The 20804-nt window shown below is 48.4% G+C and carries 18 protein-coding genes; 11 read left to right on the top strand and 7 right to left on the bottom strand.

What is annotated here, in order from left to right:
- From ACYVGR_RS23925 to ACYVGR_RS23915, 3 genes are all read right to left on the bottom strand, one after another.
- Positions 1 to 2580 (bottom strand): PKD domain-containing protein (locus ACYVGR_RS23925; RefSeq protein ID WP_460961478.1); only part of this gene is annotated, 2580 nt, incomplete at its 3' end.
- Positions 2581 to 2658: 78 nt separating this feature from the next.
- Positions 2659 to 3639 carry a glycosyltransferase family 2 protein gene (locus tag ACYVGR_RS23920; protein ID WP_460961476.1) on the bottom strand — a complete coding sequence of 327 codons (981 nt, stop codon included), beginning with the start codon at positions 3637 to 3639 and terminating at the stop codon, positions 2659 to 2661.
- A gap of 116 nt (positions 3640 to 3755) precedes the next feature.
- On the bottom strand, positions 3756 to 5261 hold the full coding sequence (locus ACYVGR_RS23915; RefSeq protein ID WP_460961474.1) for a circularly permuted type 2 ATP-grasp protein: 1506 nt from the start codon (positions 5259 to 5261) through the stop codon (positions 3756 to 3758).
- A 428-nt stretch (positions 5262 to 5689) separates the two neighbouring features.
- On the opposite strand from ACYVGR_RS23915, the gene ACYVGR_RS23910 reads away from it, so the two are divergent.
- Complete coding sequence (locus ACYVGR_RS23910) at positions 5690 to 6379, top strand: PepSY-like domain-containing protein (RefSeq protein ID WP_460961472.1); 690 nt, start codon at positions 5690 to 5692, stop codon at positions 6377 to 6379.
- Between the two features lie 135 nt (positions 6380 to 6514).
- On the top strand, positions 6515 to 7081 hold the full coding sequence (locus ACYVGR_RS23905) for an outer membrane beta-barrel protein (RefSeq protein WP_460961470.1): 567 nt from the start codon (positions 6515 to 6517) through the stop codon (positions 7079 to 7081).
- An 83-nt stretch (positions 7082 to 7164) separates the two neighbouring features.
- Here ACYVGR_RS23905 and ACYVGR_RS23900 read toward each other — a convergent pair whose 3' ends face one another.
- Together ACYVGR_RS23900 and ACYVGR_RS23895 are read right to left on the bottom strand one after the other, a co-directional pair.
- Positions 7165 to 8151 carry an aldo/keto reductase gene (locus tag ACYVGR_RS23900; RefSeq protein WP_460961468.1) on the bottom strand — a complete coding sequence of 329 codons (987 nt, stop codon included), beginning with the start codon at positions 8149 to 8151 and terminating at the stop codon, positions 7165 to 7167.
- A gap of 102 nt (positions 8152 to 8253) precedes the next feature.
- Positions 8254 to 9321: an Ldh family oxidoreductase gene (locus ACYVGR_RS23895; protein ID WP_460961466.1), complete on the bottom strand. Its 1068-nt coding sequence runs from the start codon at positions 9319 to 9321 to the stop codon at positions 8254 to 8256.
- Positions 9322 to 9424: 103 nt separating this feature from the next.
- Between ACYVGR_RS23895 and ACYVGR_RS23890 the strand changes: the two genes are divergently transcribed.
- The 6 genes from ACYVGR_RS23890 to ACYVGR_RS23865 all read left to right on the top strand — a co-directional run bounded on the left by ACYVGR_RS23890 (position 9425) and on the right by ACYVGR_RS23865 (position 14679).
- On the top strand, positions 9425 to 9655 hold the full coding sequence (locus tag ACYVGR_RS23890; protein ID WP_460961464.1) for a hypothetical protein: 231 nt from the start codon (positions 9425 to 9427) through the stop codon (positions 9653 to 9655).
- A 170-nt stretch (positions 9656 to 9825) separates the two neighbouring features.
- Entirely contained in the window at positions 9826 to 10401 is a 576-nt protein-coding gene (locus ACYVGR_RS23885; RefSeq protein ID WP_460961462.1) for a hypothetical protein, read from the top strand.
- Positions 10402 to 10467: 66 nt separating this feature from the next.
- The gene (locus ACYVGR_RS23880) at positions 10468 to 12447 is read left to right on the top strand and encodes an alpha-amylase family protein (protein WP_460961460.1); all 1980 of its coding nucleotides are present in this window, start codon (positions 10468 to 10470) and stop codon (positions 12445 to 12447) included.
- Between the two features lie 58 nt (positions 12448 to 12505).
- A complete protein-coding gene (locus ACYVGR_RS23875) occupies positions 12506 to 13051 on the top strand; it encodes a Uma2 family endonuclease (protein ID WP_460961458.1) in 546 nt (181 codons plus the stop codon).
- A gap of 59 nt (positions 13052 to 13110) precedes the next feature.
- On the top strand, positions 13111 to 13620 hold the full coding sequence (locus ACYVGR_RS23870; RefSeq protein WP_460961456.1) for a hypothetical protein: 510 nt from the start codon (positions 13111 to 13113) through the stop codon (positions 13618 to 13620).
- 36 nt (positions 13621 to 13656) lie between these two features.
- Positions 13657 to 14679: an SPASM domain-containing protein gene (locus ACYVGR_RS23865; protein WP_460961454.1), complete on the top strand. Its 1023-nt coding sequence runs from the start codon at positions 13657 to 13659 to the stop codon at positions 14677 to 14679.
- 87 nt (positions 14680 to 14766) lie between these two features.
- On the opposite strand, the gene ACYVGR_RS23860 is transcribed toward ACYVGR_RS23865, so the two are convergent.
- Positions 14767 to 15612 (bottom strand): polysaccharide deacetylase family protein, encoded by an 846-nt coding sequence (locus ACYVGR_RS23860; RefSeq protein ID WP_460961452.1) that lies wholly within the window; start codon positions 15610 to 15612, stop codon positions 14767 to 14769.
- 287 nt (positions 15613 to 15899) lie between these two features.
- Between ACYVGR_RS23860 and ACYVGR_RS23855 the strand changes: the two genes are divergently transcribed.
- From ACYVGR_RS23855 to ACYVGR_RS23845, 3 genes are all read left to right on the top strand, one after another.
- Positions 15900 to 16031, top strand: coding sequence for a hypothetical protein (locus ACYVGR_RS23855; protein ID WP_460961450.1), 132 nt, complete (start codon positions 15900 to 15902; stop codon positions 16029 to 16031).
- A gap of 210 nt (positions 16032 to 16241) precedes the next feature.
- The gene (locus ACYVGR_RS23850) at positions 16242 to 16967 is read left to right on the top strand and encodes a 3-keto-disaccharide hydrolase (protein WP_460961448.1); all 726 of its coding nucleotides are present in this window, start codon (positions 16242 to 16244) and stop codon (positions 16965 to 16967) included.
- Positions 16968 to 17146: 179 nt separating this feature from the next.
- On the top strand, positions 17147 to 17950 hold the full coding sequence (locus ACYVGR_RS23845) for a LytR/AlgR family response regulator transcription factor (RefSeq protein ID WP_460961446.1): 804 nt from the start codon (positions 17147 to 17149) through the stop codon (positions 17948 to 17950).
- Between the two features lie 82 nt (positions 17951 to 18032).
- On the opposite strand, the gene ACYVGR_RS23840 is transcribed toward ACYVGR_RS23845, so the two are convergent.
- Complete coding sequence (locus ACYVGR_RS23840) at positions 18033 to 20771, bottom strand: bifunctional YncE family protein/alkaline phosphatase family protein (RefSeq protein ID WP_460961444.1); 2739 nt, start codon at positions 20769 to 20771, stop codon at positions 18033 to 18035.
- Positions 20772 to 20804 lie beyond the last annotated feature (33 nt).

Raw genomic sequence — 20804 nt, 5'->3', positions numbered from 1 at the left:
GCTCGGACACGCATCCACACACACCTTGTTGGAGGGCGTACTCTCCAGGCCCCGCTTGCTGACGGCCGTCACGTAATAACAGCCCGCCACGGTCGATAAGCCACTGTGATCATACTTCTGAGTAGGGACATCCACCGAGGTTAATACCCCTAAGGTGTCGGTGCGGTAGCGACCATAATAGATCTTGTAACTGGCAATGTTGGGATCACAACTAGGGCCGCTGCCAGGTGTCCAGGCCAGCTTGTTGGTGAAGCTGCTCTGATCGCAGAGGGCTTCGGGACTCAGGCTGGCACAGTTGAGACTATCCACCTGCAAGAGGGGGGGACAGGGTTTGGTGGTGTCGGCCGGGGTGGCACAGATGATCTGACTGTAGTTGATCAGCGGCCCCAGTCGGCTGAGCTGGGTATCGGTGTACTGGCCCCGGGTCATCACCCGATAACAGTAGGAAGAGTCGGCTGAGAGAACCCGGCTGGTGTTGCCATCAGCGGTGAAGGTGTCCGAGCCATCATCGGTGAAGGAGTAAGGGGAGGTAGTGACCGTAAATTCCCGAATCTTGTTGAAGGGTCCATTGGGTCCTGACCGGGAGCGGTAGATGTCATGGGTTTTGCCGTCGTTGGACCAGGGGGTGTTAGCCTGCCAGCTCAGCACGATCTGTCGGTTGGCGGGGGTGGCTGCCAGTCGGACGGAGGAAGCAGCCTCGGTGACATCGAGCTGGGTCAGCGTCCCGTTGGCGGCTGTGTAGTAGAACTCCAGTCGGTAGCGGTAGGCATTGGCCGTAGTGTTGAGAATCGAGCTGGAGGTGCCTTTGTCCACGAAGAGGGTATCAGGAGCGGTGGGGCTCAGGTTAGTATTGATAGTGGCAATGGTGGTATAGGTGGTACCGGTGAGTCCGGTGGCTCGTTGGAGTCGATACTGGTAGGGAGCACCCAGGTCACCGGGGTTGAGGCCGATGGGCCGGGTCCATTTGACGGTGATTTGTCCGGTGGTGGTGTTGGTCGAATCGACGGTGACCTGGGTGATGACCGGTGCCAGGAGGGGCAGTTCCAGACAGGCTTTGTTGGAGGACAGGCTGACCCCTCCATTGATGCCCCCATTGGGATCAGAAAAGGCGGCTACCAGTCGATAGCCGTAGCTGACTCCTCGTTTGAGGGTGGTGGTGTCGGTATAGGTGGTGGCGGTGCTGGGCACGGTAGCGATCTTGGTATAGCCCGCTGGCACACCCGTCACGCATTTGGGTAAGTCATCGGGCTGACAGCCTTCTTTCCGATAGATGGTAATGGTGGTGGTGGGGCTGCTACAGGTGTAGGCATCCCAGGTGAGCTGGATGGCTCTGCCGTTGGCGGTGGCGGTTGGTTTGGCGGTTAAGTTCTTGATGGCAGGTCCCACCACCTGAATGCGGAAGGTCTGGAAGGAGACCAGGGCGGGGGTGGGTTTGGGGGGCACATCGGTGACTTTGAAGGTCACGTCATAAGGGGCCTGTCGGACATGGACACAACTGGTTTGCCAGCTGAAGGTGGCCGTAGCAGGTTGGGCCTGGGTAACTCCGCCATTGATGAGTCGGGCATAAGCAGGGGAGATCAGTTCTCCCGGCGTCAGGGCTGCTCCATCGGCCCCCACATTGAATACCCCGCCAAATCCGGAGATGATGACCCGGTTTCCATCGGGGTCGGTGGCCGTGACGGGTTGGGTGATCAGGGTACCAGCTTCGGCGCAGAGGTCGGTAATGGGCTGGATAATGGGTCGTTTGTTGGGACTATCGACCACAATGATTTGCATATCGCGGGTAATTTCCCCGATGAGCACGCCATTTCGCCATTCTTCGATGATGAAGGCGAAGTTATACTGGCCTGCCTGGCCTGGGGCATCCCAGCAGAGTTCACCGGTGATGGGGTTGATGGTAAAGGTGGGCGTTCCCCCGGCTTCACTGGACGTACTAAATCGTGTGGGGTCCTGATAGGCTGGGATGTTTCGTCCTAGGCAAATACTGGTTGCTGAGGATGTTTTAGGAACGCTCAATCGGTAGGCCAGGCTATCGCCATCGGCATCGAAGGCGGCTGGATTGTGGCAGAATTTCTGGCCCACTCGCCCCGAATCGAGGGGAGGGTTGAGCATGACCGGAGTGGAGTTGGTCAACAGAGATCCATTGATCAAAATTGTTGTCGATACGAAAAAGGCAATTTCCTTAGATTGGTCTGGTGGCGGTAAATTGATGGTTCCGTTGTTGCGATTTACAACGGTTACCGCAATTGTATAAGTGCCCGGTCCGGGATAGGTGTGCGTAGTGGTGTAAACGTCAATAGATGAGGTATTTCCATTGATTAGTTTTCGGATAGACCGTTTGACCTCAGCTGTCGTACCATCGCCAAAACAGATTGTATAAGCAGTGGCTTGTGTAGACGCGTCTTTCCCTCCAACCTCATCGAAATAGGCAGTAAATGTAATTTGATAGGTGAGTGAAGTTGCGGAAATTCGTTTGGTGGTAATCTCTCCTGCTCGTACGTGCGTAGCGTGGCTAACAGTGGGCACCAGCACCGCTCCTAGCAATAGGCATAACAGCCCAATTGGGTAAACGAACCGCATAAAATTATCCCGTTTTTTCAACTACAACGATTTCAATCCGCAAAAGTGTATCCCTGTTGACGTTTGCGTAGCGGCTAATTAAACTTTATAGAATCCGGGCCGATTGAACAGTGTTTTCCAGAAAAATCGGAAGAATATTCCAACCTGTTTGGTATACGCCCACTGATTGTCCAGATCGGCCCAGGGGCGTCGCCGGTCGCGAAGATTTACGGCTATTTTCCAGATAAACACAACGGGAATCATAAGAAGGTAATGCAGCATGAGGACTAAATAAGCGCCAATGCCGTACTGTTTCCGTACCCACAATAATTGGGAAACCTGAACCTGCGATTTAAATCGGTTGATATGGGTAACCACATGCTGCTGATTGTCTTCGCTGCTACCGTATTCCAGGTGCACGAATTTTTGATCGCGCAGCAGCAAAAGTCTTCCCTGTTTTCCCAGGCGATAACCCCATTCGACATCTTCGCCGTACATGAAGAAACTCTCGTCCAGCATCCCCGCTTTGGCCACAACCGAAGGGCGAGTCATTAGAAAGGCTCCCGAAAGCCACTCAACCTGATTGGGATCTGCATAGTGCGGATCGGGCATCAATCGATTCAGAAATCGCTCGGAAGCTTCTCCACCGGGTAAAATGTAGAAGGCCCGGCGCATTTGCCCGAAGGTTGTATATAAGTTGGGACGAACCCGCCGATTGGCCTGTAACTGGATTGCGCTTACAGCCGCTACATCAGGCTGTGTATCCAGCACCTGAACACAATTTGCAAGCACATTATCGACCAGCAACGTGTCTGAATTGAGTAGTAGAATAGTACGCCCTTTGGCCTCGCGAATTCCTAAATTATTGGCCCGGGCAAACCCCGAGTTATAGCCCATCTGGAACCAGCGTACATCGGGAAAGGATGTCTGTATGATCGCCTGGCTATTGTCACCTGACTGATTGTCAATGATTAATATCTCGAAGTGAATGTTCTGCGTATAGGTGTAAACCGACGTCAGGCAGTCAAGAATGAGTTGGGGTGTCTTGTAATTGACAATGATAATACTTAGATCAGGCAAAGCAGTTTTGTTGTGGTTGGGGCGTAAAGGTAGGGAGTTTAGTGTTCAATGTTTCAGGTTTCAAGTTGTAAGCTATACGTGTGAAACTTGGAACCTGAAACATTGAACACCAACCATTAATACAACACCCACGTATCCTTACCGCCACCGCCTTGCGAGGAGTTGACAACTAACGAGCCTTTGCGAAGGGCAACTCGCGTTAAGCCACCCGGAATAACGTTGACCCCATCGCCATAGAGAATATAAGGTCGTAAATCGACGTGACGGCCTTCGGCATGGTCGCCGACAATACAGGGCACACGCGAGAGCGAAATCGTGGGCTGGGCAATGTAGTTGCGCGGGTTTTCCTGAATTTTCTTGCGGAATAATTCGTGTTCTTCGGGCGTAGCTTTAGGCCCGATCAGCATGCCGTAGCCCCCCGCTTCGTTGGCTTCTTTGACCACTAGTTGCTCGATGTTTTCCAACACGTACTTGCAGTCTTCTTCTTCCCGGCAGATGTAGGTCCGTACGTTGGGAATGATAGCTTCTTCGCCCAGATAATACTTAATGATGCGGGGTACGTAGGCATAAATCACCTTATCATCGGCAACGCCAGTACCGGGTGCATTGGCCAGTGCCACACGCCCTTTTTTATAGACTTCAAAAATACCCGGCACGCCAATCATGGAATCGGGATTGAACGCCTTTGGGTCAAGGAACGTATCGTCGATACGTCGGTAAATGACATCAACAATCTGGAAGCCTTTAGTGGTACGCATTTTTACGTAACCACCCGATACTACCAGATCGCGGGCTTCGACCAGCTCAACGCCCATTTGTTGAGCCAGATACGAGTGCTCAAAATAGGCTGAATTATAGATGCCCGGTGTTAAGACAACCACGGTTGGGTTCGGACGATCGGCAATGAACTGGAGCATCTGGAGCAACCGTGTCGGATAGTCAGACACCGGCCGAACGCCCGTTTGGGTCAATACTTCGGGAAACGTCTGTTTGATCAGTTCCCGGTTTTCGAGCATGTACGATACGCCCGATGGACAGCGAAGATTATCTTCGAGGACCATCATGGTTCCATCGTCGCCCCGAATCAGGTCAGTACCAGTAATGTGACACCAGATTCCTTTAGGGGGCCGAACACCCAGACAACCAGGCAGAAATGATTTGCTGGATTCAATCAGGTCGCGCGGAACAACGCCATCGTTCAGAATGCGCTGTTCGTTATACACATCATCCAGAAACATATTGATAGCCTTGATTCGCTGGATAAGTCCCGCTTCAAGTCTGTTCCATTCTGCCGACTCAATGACCCGCGGAATAATGTCAATCGGCATAATCCGCTCTGTGCCTTCCCCTTCCGAATATACATTGAACGTAATTCCCATGCTCATCAGCGCCCGTTCAGCTGCGTGCTGTCGCCCAATAAGGTCTTCTCGGGTGAGTTGCTCAACACGTTGCTGAAAAGGGGCATACCCGTCGCGAACCTGGCTCTCGTTCACGAACATCTCATCGAAAAAATTCTCAGTTTGATAATCACTGAAAGAGAAGTTAACGCTTGCCTGACCCTGCGATTGAGTCATGCCATTAAGTGTCTGAGACTGGGATTGGTGGGTGTTTTGTTTTTTCATAGAACAATATATTTACAATTGGTCAGTTGGCCAAATAGAATATGGAATACCGAATTGTTGTGCAAATAAAACGCTATAAAAGTAAAGATTGGTAACTGTTTGTACTGATTTTTTATAAAATAACTGAGGTTTTCAAAATGGGCAGAATTGACCAAATGTTCCTTTTTTTTGAAAAAACAACTTTCTGTTCGAGGTGTTTAGCTGCTCTTGATCGCAAGTTGGTACATAGTTAGGTCTTAACCGACTCATTTATACTTTTTTAATGGTTACCCTGCTTGATCGTTCAGTTTGAGTGTTTTTACTACTTTTTTTCGGACGTTGCAACGCTCGTTCCAGGTACCACGTAAGGAGTGATGGGTCAGCTAACGAAGTTGGTCATTGCTTATTTTTCTGTTTTATTTTTTTAACAAAACCTATCTATGTTCTTTATGAAAACATTGCTTGTGTTCAGTTGTGGGTTGGCGTTGGTAGTGGGGTTGAATGCCTGCAATAAAACGGCGGTTGATCCAACGGCTGATGGTTCGGCGCGGTCGAGTGGAGTTAGTAGTACGTCGGTTACGGGGCCGCACAGTCTAACGGCGGTTGATGTGTCGAGCTTGCCAGCGGCTGTTACAACCTACATTACGACGAACTATGCGGGGGCTACAATTAAGGATGCCCGGAAAGATGAAGCGGGTAATTTTCTGGTAGCTATTACTGTTAACAGCTCGCTAAAACTCTTGCTCTTTAAAGCAGATGGAACGTTTGTGAAAGAGGCAGAGATGCGATTTGGTCATGCTCCCGGCGACTCAGCCCATCATCATGCGCCTGGTGATTCAGCCCACCATCACATGCCTGGCGATTCGACTCATCGACCCAAGCCAACGGTAGGTGATACTACTCATCACCCTCGTCCGGGTGGCATTGGGGCTGACCTAACAGAAGTGGCAGTATCGAGCCTACCGGCTGCCATTACAACCTACATTACGTCTAATTATGCAGGAGCGACGATCAATAAGGCGGCTCAGGAGAAAACAACCAGCGATTATATCGTGTCGATTACAACTTCTGCCAAAAAGCGGGGCGTTCTACTTTTTGGTTCCGACGGTACGTTTAAGAAAGCGCTGATTGGTAAGTGATAGGCTGATTATCTGGCAATTGTAAAAAGACTCGATAGTATATCGAGTCTTTTTTATTAAAGTGGGATAAAATTGTACAAACAAAAGAACTCCTTGTTTGTCATAACATGTATTCACTAAACGTATATACATGTTATGAAAACGAGATTCTTGACAATCATTCTGCTCGTTGTAAGTTTATCGAGTGCCATGGCCCAAACCGAGAAGGGAAATCGTCTGATGGGCGTTAATGTTGGAAATATTATCATTCCAAGCGGAAGCTCTACGACACTGATTAGTCTTCAGCCAACGTATGGCTGGTTTGTCGCTGATAACCTGGTGGTTGGTGCTGGTATACCGTTTTTTTACGCGGGCGCTAGTGGAAATAAAGTTACTCAGATTGGACTTGCTCCTTTTTTACGGTATTATTTAGGGCCATCTCAAGTGAAACCATTTTTGGGCGCATCGATTGGCGTCATTAACACGTCGGTTACAACGAATGGATCTTCAGCCGGATCAAGTACCGATGCTGCTTATAGTGCTACAGGGGGCGTTGCCTTTTTTATAAACAGATCGGTGAGTTTCGATCTGGGGGTGACCTACACGGGAGGAGACGCCGGATCTGTCAATAGTCTCATCGCAGGCAGTCCAAACGCACTTATTCCCAACGTTCCGAAAGCCGTCAATATCAGTTTAGGCTTTCAGGTTTATTTTGGGAAATGATAATGAGACACTGATCGAACGGATTTAGTATGATTGTTATCCACATAGATCATACTAAATCCGTTCGATCGGCGTCTCATTCATTACCACAAATAATGCACCGGGTTTTTGATGCGTTCGTCATAGATTCGTTTTATGGCGACCATTTGCTCAGGAGTAGGAGCGGGGCGTTCCATTGCCTGCAAATTCGACGATAGATGGGCTGGTTTTGAGGCCCCCGGAATAATACAACTTACCGCATCGAAGGTGAGAATCCAGCGGAGAGCGTCGGGCGCTAAATTGGCATCAGCAGGAAAAACGGCTTTTAGTTCGTCGACGGCAGCTAGTCCAGTGGCATAGTCTACACCCGAAAACGTTTCCCCTTTGTCGAATGCTTCGCCCTGCCGATTGAAAGTCCGGTGATCGGTTGCCGAAAAGGACGTATCGGCGCTAAACGTACCGGTCAATAAGCCACTCGCCAGTGGCACTCGAACAATAATACCCACATCCCGGCGGCTGGCTTCGCTAAAAAACAGCTCAGCGGGCCGTTGCCGGAATAGGTTAAAAATGATTTGGACCGTAGTGACGTTCGGGAATTCAATGGCTTTCAACCCTTCCTCGACTTTCTCAACACTAACCCCCAGATTCTGAATTTTACCCTCGTCTTTCAATCGATCGAATAGTTCGAAAATCTCGGGTCGATAATACACATCCGTTGGTGGACAGTGCAATTGAATCAGGTCGAGCGTTTCCAGACTCATATTCCGCAGGCTATCTTCCACAAAGTTTCGAAGCGCTTTGGGCTGATAGGCTTCATTCGTATGGGGTTGCAAACGACGACCACATTTGGTGGCCACAAAAATCTGCTCAGATCGCGAACGTACCAGTCGCCCGACAGCTTTTTCACTTTCACCATCCCCATATACATCAGCTGTGTCAATGAAGTTAATGCCAGAGTCAACAGCTTCGTTGAGGATACGGTCGGCATTCTCGTGGCTGAAGGGGGCACCCCATTTGCCGCCCACCTGCCAGGTGCCCAAGCTAATTTCAGAAACAGTAAAGCCGGTTTTGCCGAGTTTTCGATAATTCATATGGATTTGATTTGACAGGTTAATGGTACACTGATGACGCTGATTTATTATGATTCACGCAGATAAAAATCATAATAAATCAGCGTCATCAGCGTGCCATTTTTACAATTTTATCCCGAAGCGTTCGCCTAATTCTTCCAGGCTTTTGATAACGGGCTCAACAACAGGAATGCCATTGGCGAGTCGTTCGGCTTCCATCATACGCTCAGGGTCGCCGGGAATCAGAACCTGCTTGCCTTCAACCGCTTTTGCCTGCCGGAACCGTTGGATCCAGGTATCCATGTGTGTTTTAAATTCATCGGCAGGGCGGAATGCATCGATTCGCATGGCTCCAAAAAAGTGCCCTGTCCCTTCCCCAACGCCCTCATTCGCCTGCATAAAGCCAGCCGTAGCGAAAGGCGGTACCCAGGGACCATAATTTGCACCAGATAGAACCCCCGAAAAAATGTCGACAATGGCACCAAGCCCGTACCCTTTGTGCGAACCGTGTTCGCGGTCGGTACCCAGTGGTAGTAAGGCCCCACCGTTCCGAATGGCATTGGCATCGGTTGTAGGCAGACCTTCGGCGTTTTGTGCCCAACCAAGTGGAGCTTCCTGCCCTTTACGCTGTAGAATTTCGAGTTTGCCGTAGGCTACGGCTGTCGAGGCAAAATCGGCCAGAAACGTAGGTTCTGTTGCTGCCGGAATGGCTACGGCAATCGGGTTGGTTCCTAAGAGCTTATCTAGTGAAAAGGTCGGTGCTACAAGCGGAGCCGCATGCGTCATGGCCTGCCCAATCATATCGTGTTCGGTGGCGAGTAGGGCATGATAGCCCGCAATGCCGAAGTGATTGGAATTGCGGACAGCTACCCAACCCGTTCCGGCAAGTTTGGCTTTTTCGATAGCTACTTGCATGGCCCAAGGCCCCACAATAAGACCCAGCCCTCGGTCGCCGTCGACAACGGCTGTCGATGGAGTCTCATGTACAACCCGCATGTGTGGCTTGGGATTGATGCGTTTATGGTCGTAGAGCCGGACATAGCCCGGTAAGCGAGCAACTCCGTGGGAATCTACACCCCGGAGGTCGGCGCTAACGAGTACGTCGGCGGCTAAATTGGCATCGGTTTCGGAACAGCCGATGGCTATAAAGATTTGTTCGGTAAAGGTTCGAAGTTGGTCGGCAGTAATCATGGCGCAAAGTTCAGTAAGCTGGCGAATTATTGCGATGATTTGCCCAAATAATTAAACGGTCTACTCACTTATGGAATCTACAAGGCCTAAACATCCTGCCACTATGAAAATCGTATTAATGATTACTACGCTTTGCTTAGGCTCAGCATTCAGTTTCGCTCAGGTTGGCGCGACAACCGTCGCCGACGAACAACGCGTTCAGACTACACTTCGGCAAGTAACCGTATTCCTGACCCGTGCCCAATTATCGTCGCACGCGATGGCTACCTTAGAGGCTGGTACGAAATTAAATATCCCAAAGGGCGAGTGCTGTCCGAATGAAATAAATGAATAATGAGCTGATTATCTGTAGTGGAATTACTTGACTACATGGGCGCCCCAACTATTCATTGTTCACTATCCATTATTCATTTACTTGCTTTATCAACTTAACATCTTTTTAAGAAACAAATCAGGTAGTTTTGGCTTTATTACCAAAACCACCTGATTTGTTTAGTTAACGCTATGATCATTCGCTCCTACCTGATTCTGGCTTTTCTGTTCATTGTTTCTGTTGCTTATGCACAACCTCAGGACACGCTCACAACGGAACAGCTTCTACAACGAAAAGGCCCTTCGTATACCGCTCTGCTTCGCCCTTCCCGCTATCTGGCGCTCGACGTAAATCATGCGCTGGGGGGCTTCCATCGATACCGTTATTTTATTGGCGATGACCTGCATTTTAAAGCTCGTGGTGAAAAATATAATGAAGAGCTTTACGACGTTACGGATAGCACGTTCAGCATTCTGATGGCCAATGAAGTGATGAACCGCGATGAACCCGTAACCTTCCAGTTCAATGAAATAAAAACGGTGATGCTCCATCGCCGGATTCCATTTGTAACGGCAGCTGGTACCCTCTTTCCAATTGCAGGTGGTGTGTATTTACTGGCCGATGTTGTCAATAATCGGGGTTTTTATGCCAATACACTGCCCGTTGTTGGCTCACTGATACTGAGTGGCATAATTTTTCATCTCATTAGCAATCCACATATTCGGATCAATAAAAACCATCGACTGAAGGTGCTCAGAACCTATTAGCCGCCTATATCGAAAGGAAGAATAAGGCGCGTTTTGGTTTTACAAAAACTGGTTTACATTTGCCCTATGCCGAACTCTATCTCCAACTTACAAGTCGACTGGAGTCAATTCAATGGTAGGTATACAGATGCCTATCAGTCCGGGCGTTTGTCGTTCATTCCGAATTTGTTGCCGCAAACGGCCATGAATTTTTCGGTTTATCAGACACTCGAAATTCTGCATAAACGATTAGGAAATGACACGCTTCGCCGGGCATTGAATCCGGCCGAAACCATTGAAAGTCCGGCCGCCATTTATTCCGATGGCTCGTGGCTCAAGCGGAGTAATATGGTTGGTGTAAACGTCCGTACCATCGGGTCGTTCTGGAATATTATCAATTATGTGCTGACCTTGCCAGCCAGTCATGATAGTATTCATTTGTTGCCTATTTGGGAGCCGGGCGTAGTGGGGAGCCTGTATGGCATGGTTAGCTGGCAAATTAACCCGGAGTTTTTCGACGTGGCGTTAGCCAGTTTTGTGCCCGCGCTCGACACGGTCGAAAAGCAACTGAAGGTCGTTACGAACCTGCTTCACGCGATGGGTCGTACCGTTGGCATGGATGTTATTCCGCATACCGACCGGTTCTCCGAAATGGTGCTGGCCTGCCCAAGTCTGTTTGAGTGGGTACAACGTGATGTGAAGTCGGGGAAACCAACCGAATTGGCCGATCAGTCCAGTTTCGTTTATAAGTACGTAGAGGATGTTATCTGGCAATTTTTGAGGTTTCGGGGAGCAGCCGATGGGACTCCGCTAACCTTTCCCAAAGACGTTTTCTTCTCGACTGATATCGCCATTCTGACCGATGATCAGCGGTTCCGTATTTTATTCGGGAACCCGCATGATTATGGCGGTCGATTGAGTCGGCGAATAGCGTTGATTCGTTATCTGGTGGAGCAAGGGTTTGAAACACTACCGATGACGATGGCTCCTCCTTATCGGGGCCTGCACATTGATGCAACGACGTTCACCATTGACGATGCAGGGCAAATTTGGTACGAGTATGCTTTTGACAAACCCGAAGCCATGTCGCGGGTATTTGGTCCGCTGGCCCGGTATCGTTTCTACGAATCGAAAGACAACAACCAAAACTGGGAGCTTGATTTTGACCGACCCAACCTGCCTGCCTGGCAATACATATCGCGTAAAGTTCATGAATGCCAGCGCATGTACAACTTCGATTTCATGCGAGGGGATATGGCGCATGTGCAGATGCAGCCAGCGGGCGTTCCGGCGCAGGTTGGTGACTATTATGATCCGTTGCGGGCGATCAAAAAATACGTTCAGGCCAACGGAGCACCCCATTATGGCTTTTTTGCTGAAACGTTTCTGGCCCCACCCGATACAATGGGTTATGGCAACGAACTCGACCATCTTGATGCTATCGAAGCCGATTCGACACTAGGCGATTTGCAGGCTATGGTAGTCGGGTCTGATTTATTTAAGGCTCAATTGGCCGACTACTACATGTATCTGAAAACGCGTCGGTTTGCGCCTAACTTTACCATCATCACCGCTGATAAAGATGACCCGCGCTTTGATGAGTTTTACCGAACTGGCAACCTGTTCCGGTATTTTACCGCCTTATTCCTGACCGATATGCCCAGCTATGTTAGCCTGGGGTTTGAGGTTCGGAATTTGCACGAACAGCGTGGCGCTAATGAAGAGTATAGCAAGCTTTACGTTTTCTGGATCGAAGACGACCGACTGCCCGATAAAGTGACGCACGGTCCATTTTTGTGGGGGCAAAATGCCGATCAATTTTCGGCCATCCTGCGTATACGTGAATTTGCTGAAAGTATCTGGCCAGCTATTGTGGGAAACGAAACAAGGTGGTTAGTGGCTCCGGGTAAGGAAAGCTACATTGCCTGGACCCATGAGAACTCCCCCGACTACGTTTTCGCGGCTAGTATGACTGGGGACTTGCCTAAAACAATGGCAAATTTGCCAAAGGGCGAGGTAGTTTTTGAGGAAGGTGGATGCCGGGTTTGGCGAATGGAACAAGCTTGATTAACCCATCGTTTTGGGTATATTGCAGCATATAGTTTACGAGCAACAGTGGACGATCATGATACCAACTCAATCTCAAACAGGCGCATTACCGACTACATTCGAAGAGTTCCTCCGCTTCGAACCGGTAGATGGCTCTAAATATGAATGGAACGATGGCGAACTGATCAAATTTGCGGGCATGAAGCGTAAACATTTACGAATTATTCAGAACCTTAATCTTCGATTCGATACAACGAGAGCTAAGCAAGAGCGTGGCCAACTGATTTGTGAGCAAGATGTGATGCTAACGGGTATTCAGATGCGTCGGCCTGACGTAGCTTACTTTTCGGATGAACAAATCCGTAATGAAGAGGATGAGCCAATTCCTGCTTTTTGCATTGAAGTAATTTCGCCTACCGATGAGAGCGAAAAAGTAGAAGCGAAACGAATTGAGTATTTCAAGGCTGGCGTACAGGTGGTCTGGCACATCTTTCCTGAAAACCGGGAGGTTTATGTGTATACGTCCCGAAAAATTGTACAAATCTGCTCCGACGATGATAGTTGCTCGGCTTATCCTGTGCTGGAAGATTTTAGTATTTCAGTAAATGAATTGCTGGGCTAAACATCACCCATACCCCAACAACGGTAAAAAGTATTTCGATAAGATAAACCCAGTCCATTTTGAATTTTCAACTTGTATCCACCACCAGTAATGGTAGCTTCGATCTAATTGATAATCAGGAGGTACTTATTACACATTTTCAGTACGAAAACTGGTTTTCGAGTACGGGGAGTGCCCATCTGCAACACGATCTGATAACCATTAAACCTCGAAACTTTTGGCATTCTGCTTTCGATGTACTGATTAATGGCATCGATAAAGGCGACATTACCTTCAACTGGCAGGGACATATCTTGTTACATTTAGAGGAACAAACTGGTTTACAGAAAAATTATCGGCTTAAGGCAAAGGGCTTCTGGGAGTTTCGATTCGTACTGGAAGACGAACAGCATGTTGAACTGCTCCAGTTAATCCCCAAATTTAAGTGGAGTAAACTGGCGTATAATTATGGGGTTGAGTTTGCGGAGGGATTTGATCCTACTACGAATACCGACCTATTAGTACTTCTCTTAGCCTGCGGATATGGGGCCAATCTCTATATGACCATGATGGCCGCTGCTGCTGCTTGAAAACGATCCTGATTAGGTAAGTTGTATATTTACGTCATGAATCGCAACTTACTCGACGGCCTTAATTTTGCTTCTAAACTGACACCCAAACGGGTAGCCAACGCGCTTAAAGTGCTGTCGAGCTATTATGTTGGGAAACAGACGGGTCGACCGGTGCAACGGGGATTGCCCATGTCGATCTCGTTCGAGCCAACCACGAGTTGCAACCTGCGCTGTCCCGAATGCCCTAGTGGTCTTCGGGCGTTTACGCGCCCAACCGGTATGCTGGGTGAAGATCTTTACAAGCGAACGATTGACGAACTCCACGATACATTACTGTATTTGATCTTTTACTTTCAGGGTGAACCCTATCTGCACCCCCAGTTTCTGGAGTTGGTTCGTTATGCCACTGAGCGGAATATCTATACGGCCACAAGTACAAATGCGCATTACCTCACCGACGCCAACGCTCGAAAAACAGTTGAGTCTGGTCTGGATCGATTAATTATTTCGATTGATGGCACCACGCAGGAAGTGTATCAACAGTATCGGGTGGGAGGGAAGCTCGAAAAGGTACTTGAAGGCACGAAGAATATCCTGCGCTGGAAAAAAGAGCTGAAATCGCGGACTCCCCACGTTGTTTTTCAGTTTCTGGTTGTGAAGCCCAACGAGCACCAGATTGCCGAAGTGAAAAAACTAGCTCGCGAATTAGGCGTGGATGAAGTGGGTCTGAAAACCGCCCAGATTTACGACTACGAACAAGGCTCCGATCTGATTCCGACCATGGATCAATACAGCCGTTATGCACCCCAAACGGACGGGACCTATCGAATCAAAAACGGTTTCGGCGATCATTGCTGGAAAATGTGGCATTCTTGCGTCATTACCTGGGATGGACTCGTAGTACCCTGTTGCTTCGACAAAGATGCCCATCATCGGCTCGGTGATTTACAAACGGAATCCTTCGCCGATCTTTGGCATGGCCCAGCTTATCAGGACTTTCGCAATACGCTCTTTCGCTCTCGCTCCGAAATAGAAATGTGCCGCAACTGCACCGAAGGCACGAAAGTGTGGGCGTAAATAAAGAGCGAAAGTGTGAATGAGTGAAAGAGCGTAAAAAAACTCGCGTCAGCTTTACGCTCTTTCACTCATTCACACTTTCGCTCTTTATTTCACCAAATCTTTATAACTAATCAGCTGAATGCCCTTTGTTTTGATGAACGCCTTCACCTTTGGGTTTGTCCAGCAGTCAGTTACACCCTGACGGTCGATGGCGACCTGCTCGTAGCCGATGTGGTGAATGGCGCGAAGTTCGGGTGTATTGAGGCCAGGGTGATCGACAAACAGGTACGTTTTACCTGCTTCCAGACTTTCGAGCATCTTCATGAAGCTGACGATTTTCTCTTCTGAAGTGGCATGCGCGCCAACGTAGCTTACGTTGGCAACGCCTAATTCGTTGGGCATAATGTCGAGCTTATATTCTTTCGCCAGCTTCTTGACCAACGTTTTTACATCGTCGCCCATACCTGTGCAACCCATATGACCCGAAATATGGCTAAGACGGGGTATCTTTTTCAATCCCAGCTCAATCTGCGCCCGGAATTCCTTTTCGACATCGGCCAACTGCCAGTTATTCTCGACAACGGATCGCTTGGGGTAGTTTTTGTTGGGGAAAATCATCGGATAAAAATAACCGTCGGCATCCTTCAGACTAGGACAGTCGGATACGGGTCGCCATTTGATATTGTCCCATTCGCTGCTAAGTGTCAGGTGAATCCCTACGTCGACCGATGAGTTTTCGGCCAGCAAACTAACGGCTTCCGGAAACCAGGGCGATGGAACAAGAACCTCAATGGACGTTTCAATGCCTTCTTTATAGCACTTTATAAGCGCTTCGTTCCCGCCCTGAGCATAGCCCATATCGTCGCCACGGACAATGAGCCGGGGTGGTGCTGATTGGGCAAAAACAACATTCGTACTGAGTAAGGCAAGAAGATAGATAAGTTGTTTCATAACAATCAGCGACACGTTTAAATCAACCATATATCAAGCCAATTCTACCGTTTTCTACCCATTTCCCACCAAGTATCAGTTGCTTGCCTCCAATTCATATGGCTGATCCATTTTTGCTAGTGCTTTGGCAAACTAGATTCTAGGAAATTCTATAGATTCTCGGGGCCGCCCGCGCGGTTGGTTCTATTGTGCTGATAATCAAAGGCGGTAGAATCCAAAGAATCGATAGAAACTAAATTGGACGACTCCTAGTATTTAGTGAGCTCTATGAAAAGGATAATTGATTCATGAAGAAAAGTAAAGAGAAGTCATTTTCTGAAGGTTTTTTCACGTTCGTGGAAAAGGGCTTCGACTGGATTGCGTTGATCGTTATTGCCCTAATTATCCTGTTTGCACTGGTCTTTTTGAATGGTTACTAAGCGCCCTGTTGACTGCTGTAATCCCGGATTTAGGAGAAACCACTTAGGCTAGCTGTTGAAAAATTGCCATTAAAAGCCATTTCAGGGGAGTATTATTTTTATGTAGTTGTGGTATGCCTGCATAGTAACTATGTTCGGAATAGCGCTTTTCTGAATACTGTCTGATTTGCGCAGTTTTCACGTTTTATAGTACTCTAAATTCAACTACGAATGTTCGCTAAAATTGCAGCTTTTAGTTTAGTTACCTATCTGGCTTGCTCATTTGTACAGGCGCAGCCGCTCAATACGTTATCGGTACAGGAAAAGAAAGAAGGCTGGAAATTGCTCTTTGATGGGCGCGATCTGAAAGGCTGGCACCGCTACAATGGCAAAGATGTTCCCGGAACCTGGAAAGTAGAACAGGGCGTACTGCATCTGGATGTTCCTCAAACGGCGACTTCCCCCCGCGACGCAGGTGATTTAGTAACCGATGCCATTATTTCGGGCGATTTTGAGTTTAAGGCGGAATTCAAAATCGAAAAGTATACCAATAGCGGCTTCTTTTTCTTCGTGCAGGAGGAAGCTAAGAACAAAAAGATTTATGATACAGGTCTTGAGGTTCAGGTAGGAGATGATGCACTCTATCAAAAGGAGTCGGCTCATCCGCACAGTTCCGGTGATCTGTTTGGGCTTGCCGATGTTCGGATGCAGGAGCCTAAACCGCTCGGAAGCTGGAACCAAGTAAGCGTAAGTCTGAAAAAGAATAAGCTGATTGTTACTATCAACGGCTTTACCGTTCAGGAACATGATTTGACTAGTGCCGATTGGAAACAGCGTATGTCGGGAAGTAAGCTCAAAGATGCTCCTGTCGGTAAGGGAAAATTCAGTGGTCGGATTGGTTTGCAGGACTGGAACACGAGCGTCTGGTTCCGAAATATCAAACTGCGGTCGCTTTGATCGGCTAGGGCTTTGGTAAACTAGTGCTTTGAAAAAATAGATTCTAGATCTTTCTATAGGTTCTGTTGGTTCTATTGTACTGATAATTAGAGATGATAGAATCGAAAGAATCCACAGAAACTGGAATAAGTGCCCTATCTTCAACGCTATGCCTGACACCGTTTTGAAACTCGTATCCCATGAAAAAGCTCCGTGCTGTCATTATCGACGACGAGACCAACGCTCGTCAGGCATTATCAAACTTGCTGCAGCTTCTCTGTCCTGACGTCGAACTGGTTGGCGAAGCTAAAAACGTGGATTTGGGTATAGAGCTGATTATGCATGAAAAACCAGATCTGGTTTTTCTGGATATTCAAATGCCAGGCAAAACGGGCTTCGATTTATTGGCAGCGTTCGAAAAGGCAGACTTCGGCGTCATTTTTACAACGGCCTATCAGGAGTATGCCATCCGGGCCTTTCGGTTTAGCGCTATTGATTACTTACTGAAACCCATTGATCCAGACGAACTTCAGGCGGCCGTGGGGAAATATAAATCTCAGTTAGTAGGCATCAATCCGCAACAGGTAAAGATTCTGAAGGAATACATTGATGATCCCCGTCAGGCTCGGTTGAACGAACGTACCAAAAACGCCAACCAACGCATTGCGCTGCCTACGGCCGAAGGTATTCACTTTGTTCAGATGACGGACATTATCCAGTGTGAATCGCTGGGGTCATATACCAAGTTTCATCTGGCTGGTAGCAAACCCATTGTGGTATCCCGACTATTGAAAGAGTATGAAGAGATACTGGACAACTATTATTTCTTCCGGATTCACCAGTCCAATATTGTCAATCTGGAACACATCAAACGCTACGTAAAAGGCGATGGTGGGCAGGTCTGGTTAAGCGATAACGCCGAAGTAGAAGTGTCGCGCCGACGGAAAGAAGAGTTTCTGGCTTTACTATCTGATTTCTATGTTAACTCAGGTAAGATTGCTTAGAGTTTTTGACAGGATTAACATGATTTACAGGATTTTTCATTTACCATCAATCCTGTAAATCATGTTAATCCTGTCAAAAAAGTTAATCATCATCGTCATCCTCTTCGGCACCTGCTAACTCTGCAGGGTAGCGTTTTTTGCCCTTGGCCGTAAACCATAAAATCCGATTGAGCAGGTCATCGTGCCCTCGATCAATGAAGTGAAAACCGTGTCGCATCGATAGATTGGCAAAACGGAGGGACGTTCCTTTCAAACCTGTCGGTGATGGATTCATCTCGGCCAGATTCACTCGATTGGGTACTACTTTGTATTTGAAGGAGAGATCAGGTTTATCCGAAAAACAGTCAAACATAGGCAGGGCCGTTGCATCGATGGCATTCATTGGCGGCAGCCCCAAAATCTGCTCCATCGTCCGAACCATAGACGTCTGATTGTAATTGGTATGTACGGTTTTCTGCAATCGTGAGTAAGGGCTGACAATGTAGCCTGTGGTTCTGTAAGCCGATATATGATCCCAACCTGCTTGTGAATCATCTTCCGTAATAAAAATGACCGTCGAGGCCGCAAATCGGCTGTGCGTAATTGCATCGACAATGCGACCAACGGCCAGATCATTGTCGGCAACCATTGCTCTAGGTACTGGAAAGGCGGGATTAGTACCAGCCGTATGATCGTTGGGTAACGACATGACCATGAGGTTGGGCAAGTCGGCATTTGGGTTAGCGTTCAGTTCGTTCAATTCCTTAATAAACGCATCGGCCCGCATCTGGTCGCTGATGGTTTCATCGTCGCAGCCCGGAAAATTCATCGCGAGTATAGGCCGCACTCGCGAAATGGTTGTGGTGTTGCTATATGAAAAAGGCTTGCTTTCTTTTCGCATCTGGTACAAGCTGCGCCAGTCGTATTGCTTCTGATCGAAGTGACACGTACAAGCCTCACCATACATCCGAACGGTTTTGCCATGATCGAGAGCGTTGTTCCAGATCAGCCCTTTTTTGTCGTATACCAGCGCGTCGTATAACACGTGAGGGTAGCTTCTGAACCAGGCCCGTACACTCTTTTCGGTGTAATCGGTAACCATGGCTGCACTGGCCCAGTGGTGACCTTCTGCCGATGATTTTCCCGATACATGATAATTGTCAAGCAATAAATAGTCGCGGGTAAGCTGGTGCTGGTTGGGCGTTATGCTATCTCCGAATATGCATAAATCTGGCATACCGTTGCCTTGGGGCTGATCGCCCAGAACCTGATCATACGTACGGTTTTCTTTAATGATGTACAGAACATGTTTGAACACCGAAGGCTCTCCGATGCGTTCAGGCACAGGCCGGGGAGCTATATTTGGTCGCGGAGTTTGCTCGGTTAAGGCCAACCGGAACTGGAGGCTTTGTTGCTTAACTTTTTCCGTAAACGCGGCCAATTGCGTTTCGTCGGGGACAGGGATAAACGAAATTGAAGCCAGCTGTTTGTGTGAATTGTAGGCTTTTAGCTCTTTTTTGGTTGGGTTTTTACCCTGGCTGCCTTGCTCGACCGGATTGGCAATTCGGGGTCCAACGGCTTCCAGATTTGTTACGTAAAGCTCATTGTTATTCAATACAATACCTGATGGATAAGCCTGAGTCGGGATATAGCCTTTTATTTCAGGAGTTCCTTTTCCGGTGGTCGACGCTTTACTACCCAGATTGACCACGCAAAGCGCATTGTCCATCCCGTTGGCTACATAAAGTGTGGTGCCATCGGGGGTAATGGCCAGCGCATTTGGCGTGCTGCCAATATAGCCGTTGCCCCGGTTGAATAAGCCCACAAAAATAGAATCGGTAACTTGCTGAGCCTGTGCATCAATTACGGATACGTAATCACTGTTGCCATTGGCGACATACAGGAATCGTTGATCGGGGCTACTGATAATTGCATTTGGGTGTAAACCAACCGCTAATTCCTTTTCGGGTTTGCCCTGTTTTATATCGATGATTGAAACGGTACCCTTCGCTAAGGCCCCTGTTTTCGGATCGATGTATGCACTTCCCCAGGGCACGCCAGCCGTCTCAAAACCATTGGTTGCATCGGGAACGGGACCTGCCCAGTTGGTGATGTAGGCCTTCTCGCCGAGGATCGTTAAACCGAAAGGAGCTACACCGGTCGGCGTTGTCCAGATTACTTGCCTGTCTTTTACCCGAACTTTAACGAACTGGTTGTTGCCGTTCAGCACGGTATATAGGTACAGCTCACCCGCTTCTTCTTTAACCGCAACTTCGTTGGGTAGCGCAATGGTGGCCGGAGCCATAGCGTCGAAAGGTATCCGCTGAATGAGTCGGGCATTTTTGCCATCCCAAACAGCCTGCATAACATACGAGTTAGGCTTGCCTTGGCCACCCGCTCCCCAGAAAATATAAGTCGAATCGTGATGAACAATGGCTTTGATGCCGGAGAATGAACTCATGCTTCCCTTAGTGTCGGACCCCTTTCTATAGTCCCATCGGGAAATAAGTTGCTGGGTTTTAACATCGAAAAAGGCGACCCCATATCGGTCTTCGACGGCGAGTGTTTTCTTATCGGGTAACAAGACAGCATCCAGACTATGGTTTTCGACACTGGCATCGCCAAAACTGACTGATTTCCCGGCTGCGTCGATAATGCGGTTGTAAGGCATTATAAACGGAGAATTAGGATTGTATAGGGTACTATCGTCTGAGGCTATTTTATACCCCGTCGAAGAACTGGTGATGGAGGTTGTTGGGCTGAACCGATGGCATCCTTCCAGTAGAAATGCTCCTACAAGGAGCGATAGTCCGCAAGTGACGGTAGTAAACGAAATTTTCATAGGAATTGGTTGACCGCAAAGCAGGAAGTGATA

This window comes from Spirosoma litoris, assembly GCF_054776755.1.
This window is presented reverse-complemented; position numbering and strand designations above follow the sequence as displayed.

Bases quoted from the DNA above. Each gene is read 5' to 3' on its own strand.
- ACYVGR_RS23840 (WP_460961444.1), bottom strand. From the start codon at position 20,771: ATGAAAATTTCGTTTACTACCGTCACTTGCGGACTATCGCTCCTTGTA.
- ACYVGR_RS23885 (WP_460961462.1), top strand. From the start codon at position 9,826: ATGATCATTCGCTCCTACCTGATTCTGGCTTTTCTGTTCATTGTTTCT.
- ACYVGR_RS23860 (WP_460961452.1), bottom strand. From the start codon at position 15,612: ATGAAACAACTTATCTATCTTCTTGCCTTACTCAGTACGAATGTTGTT.
- ACYVGR_RS23880 (WP_460961460.1), top strand. From the start codon at position 10,468: ATGCCGAACTCTATCTCCAACTTACAAGTCGACTGGAGTCAATTCAAT.
- ACYVGR_RS23875 (WP_460961458.1), top strand. From the start codon at position 12,506: ATGATACCAACTCAATCTCAAACAGGCGCATTACCGACTACATTCGAA.
- ACYVGR_RS23850 (WP_460961448.1), top strand. From the start codon at position 16,242: ATGTTCGCTAAAATTGCAGCTTTTAGTTTAGTTACCTATCTGGCTTGC.
- ACYVGR_RS23910 (WP_460961472.1), top strand. From the start codon at position 5,690: ATGAAAACATTGCTTGTGTTCAGTTGTGGGTTGGCGTTGGTAGTGGGG.
- ACYVGR_RS23865 (WP_460961454.1), top strand. From the start codon at position 13,657: ATGAATCGCAACTTACTCGACGGCCTTAATTTTGCTTCTAAACTGACA.
- ACYVGR_RS23890 (WP_460961464.1), top strand. From the start codon at position 9,425: ATGAAAATCGTATTAATGATTACTACGCTTTGCTTAGGCTCAGCATTC.
- ACYVGR_RS23855 (WP_460961450.1), top strand. From the start codon at position 15,900: ATGAAGAAAAGTAAAGAGAAGTCATTTTCTGAAGGTTTTTTCACGTTC.
- ACYVGR_RS23905 (WP_460961470.1), top strand. From the start codon at position 6,515: ATGAAAACGAGATTCTTGACAATCATTCTGCTCGTTGTAAGTTTATCG.
- ACYVGR_RS23845 (WP_460961446.1), top strand. From the start codon at position 17,147: ATGAAAAAGCTCCGTGCTGTCATTATCGACGACGAGACCAACGCTCGT.
- ACYVGR_RS23895 (WP_460961466.1), bottom strand. From the start codon at position 9,321: ATGATTACTGCCGACCAACTTCGAACCTTTACCGAACAAATCTTTATA.
- ACYVGR_RS23915 (WP_460961474.1), bottom strand. From the start codon at position 5,261: ATGAAAAAACAAAACACCCACCAATCCCAGTCTCAGACACTTAATGGC.
- ACYVGR_RS23900 (WP_460961468.1), bottom strand. From the start codon at position 8,151: ATGAATTATCGAAAACTCGGCAAAACCGGCTTTACTGTTTCTGAAATT.